We start from the raw sequence: 2,863 nt of genomic DNA on the forward strand, positions 1-2,863 counted from the left end.
CACTTAATCTGATCCGTATGATGGTGGCGGTGGCGGTGGCGGAGGGGGTTTAGGTATTCCGTGTTGTCCACCGGTATCATCGGCAAAAGGCATTAAAACTTGATCGGTGGATTCTTCATCTACAGAACAAGATGCAAAAAAGCCCAAAGCCGAACAAAAAAGGGAAATAAAAAGTATTTTTTTCATGGTTCCTTTACTTTAAAAATTAAACAAAGAGGTGTCTTCGGTGGGTTGAAAACCGAAATTGCTTTTTGAGCAATAGCTCAAATCATTTTAGAGTACTCTGTAATTTTTGGGAAGTGAAGTGTGCCAAAACAGAACCTAATTTTTTATACTTCCCTGATAAAATTTCAGTTCTGTAAGGCTACACTAGTATGAATCTGTTTTGTACATTTGTTCTTATTGCAGGTAAGAACAAAAACAAATTCTGAAGCAAAGGAATGTTGTTTGAGTGTGGGTTTTGATAGGGAATTCCTGAAATTCCCATCTTTCCTAAAGTATCCTGAATTATCCTAAAACTTCCTATTATGACTACACGTCAAGACCGTCTAGAAGCCTACAAAAAGGCAATCCGAGTGAAATATGAGGAGGAAAAAAATGGCGAATTCTCCAGTTTTTTGTTTAATCCTTCCAGGGCAAAACTGAGAGATTTGTGTAACGAAATTTTTAAGGAAAACAACAATCCGGATGATTTGAAGAGTTTCAAATTGTTTTTGGGCTTTGATTACAATTTAAACCATTTGAATAGGTTACGAGAACAAAAAGATAAATTCAGACCCATTGAAACCTTTTTTAAAGGCGAAACCGATTTACAAGACATCGAAGGAATAAATATTGCAGCTATTTTGGTAAATTTTGAACCAAGACCTTTTGCCAAATTTCGACAAACCGATCTACCGGCAAAAGAAATCGAAAACACCAATGAAAATGAATTTTCAACCTCAAATACCCTAAAGAATAAGCCAGATAGCCGTAAAGAAACCCCAAGAAGTAGTTTCTTACCCGGAGTTGGAAAGTCAAAAGGAATGGCCCTTTCGCTACTTTTTGTAACTTTGTTGGGCGGGTTTTCGCTCTCCAAATGGGTATTCAATCAAAAGGATTGTTTGGAATGGAAAGTAGATCGGTATGTGCCCACAGAATGTGTGAATGAGAAAAAGGCTTTGCGAATACAAACCTTGATTCAAAAGAATGAAAAACTAACGGATTTCCGAAAAATACCGGTTGATGAATCCACTGTTTTTTTTGCACCGGATGGGAAGCCCTTAGTATGGTATTGTAAAATAAATACGTATCGAATTGACTATTTCAATTCAAACGGGGTAGGTTTTCATCCCGAAACCGGTAAAGTCCTGCGACCTATAACTCCCTATATCATAGATAAATATGTAAAAGGTAAAAAATGAAAAATGGGTAAAGCTTTACATTGAGGTATTACCCCCGCTTCTTTTTCTCCTCCCTTTCCACCACAAACGTGATGGGTAACGAAAATTTCATCCGTTGGGGCACTCCGTCAACCACCTTGGGTGTCAAACGGGGCAATCGTTCCATAATCTTGACGGCTTCTTGTTCAAAAACAGGATAAGGGCCACGTGTTTTGATATCGGTTACCTTACCTTCTTCATCTATCGTGAAGAAGACGAATACGGTAACCCGGTCACCGTCTTTCAAGCGAAGAGCCTTATAAATACTATCATAATGGGTCTCTTTCAGTGTTTTCGAGATAGACGTATGGATTTGCTCTATAGGGGGTTGTTGGGAGTAAGAATGAAAGGTGAATAGATAAAAAACAGTAATTAAAAAGAAAACTGATTTTGAAAAGGTTTTCATAAATAGTTCATGATTATTATAAATTTTCATCCTTCATAGAATCCCAGAAGTCTGCATCTAATTTTTTAATTTCAATGGTTTGCTCTACTTGCATGCCAAGTCCAAAATCATAAATATATTCAGCTAGTTTTTCACCATCGATAAGTACAATTGTGGTAGAACCATTTAAGCTATTCACATAATCAATGGCTCCTTTGGAATAGTAGGAAGTCGTAATAAATACCCCTTTATTGGATTGTGCAACAGCCAAAGCACCAACAAATTTCTGAATCTCTTCTCTACCAACTGTACTTTCTAATTTGTAACGTTTCGCTTGGATATGAATTCTTCCTAAACCAAGCACATCTTCTTTGATAATACCGTCAATACCACCATCATTGGAAGCTTTGGTTACCAAACCAGAATTTTTAATCTCACCACCATAACCCATTTTTTGCAACAACAAAACAACCAATCGTTCAAACTCTGTTGGGGTTTTACTCAAAATAGTGGCTAATATTTCGGCATATATGGATTTTTTGATATTGGCAAAAGAGGTATATAACTTTTCTTGAGGGGTAAAATCTGAGGCACTGGTTTCTATTTCAAAATCTGTTTTTTCAGTACCCTTTTTTTGGCGGGTAGGTTCTCTTTCAATGAGTTTTTGTTCAATATAAGAATTTACTTTTTCAGGAGCTTTCAATAATTGAATTCCCGATTCATTTATTTTATAAACACCTCTTTTAGGTTTATCTAAAAGACCTGCCATGTTCAAATAGCTTAGTGCCCACGAAACTCTATCATAAAAAATATGCCCGTTACCTGAAGGATACATCTCTTGAATTTCTTCCTCTGTCAAACCAAAATGCTTGGATAAAGGTTCAATAAAATCCTTCAATTTTAATTCTTTATGATCTTGGAGCAAGGCTAAAACTGGTACTCTTAATTCATCATGCTTGGGTATGGCCATTTTATAGTGTGATTAGGTAGTTTTAAAAGTAATAAATCGTAAATTAAATAATCTTTTTTGTATTTTTTATTTTAATTTTAAAAGAAT

4 protein-coding genes are annotated in these 2,863 nt (G+C 35.7%); 1 reads left to right on the forward strand and 3 read right to left on the reverse strand.

What is annotated here, in order from left to right; genetic code table 11:
- Positions 1-3: 3 nt before the first annotated feature.
- Positions 4-186, reverse strand: coding sequence for a hypothetical protein (locus tag V7M80_RS13090; protein ID WP_333696803.1), 183 nt, complete (start codon positions 184-186; stop codon positions 4-6).
- A 341-nt stretch (positions 187-527) separates the two neighbouring features.
- Here V7M80_RS13090 and V7M80_RS13095 point away from each other — a divergent pair, with 341 nt between their 5' ends.
- On the forward strand, positions 528-1,403 hold the full coding sequence (locus V7M80_RS13095) for a hypothetical protein (protein WP_333696805.1): 876 nt from the start codon (positions 528-530) through the stop codon (positions 1,401-1,403).
- A gap of 28 nt (positions 1,404-1,431) precedes the next feature.
- Here the strand turns inward: V7M80_RS13095 and V7M80_RS13100 are convergent, their stop codons facing one another.
- The gene (locus tag V7M80_RS13100; protein WP_333696807.1) at positions 1,432-1,827 is read right to left on the reverse strand and encodes an energy transducer TonB; all 396 of its coding nucleotides are present in this window, start codon (positions 1,825-1,827) and stop codon (positions 1,432-1,434) included.
- Positions 1,828-1,843: 16 nt separating this feature from the next.
- Positions 1,844-2,776: a restriction endonuclease gene (locus V7M80_RS13105; protein ID WP_333696809.1), complete on the reverse strand. Its 933-nt coding sequence runs from the start codon at positions 2,774-2,776 to the stop codon at positions 1,844-1,846.
- Positions 2,777-2,863 lie beyond the last annotated feature (87 nt).

Source organism: Flavobacterium sp. (assembly GCF_036759525.1).
Taxonomy (GTDB): Bacteria; Bacteroidota; Bacteroidia; order Flavobacteriales; family Flavobacteriaceae; genus Flavobacterium.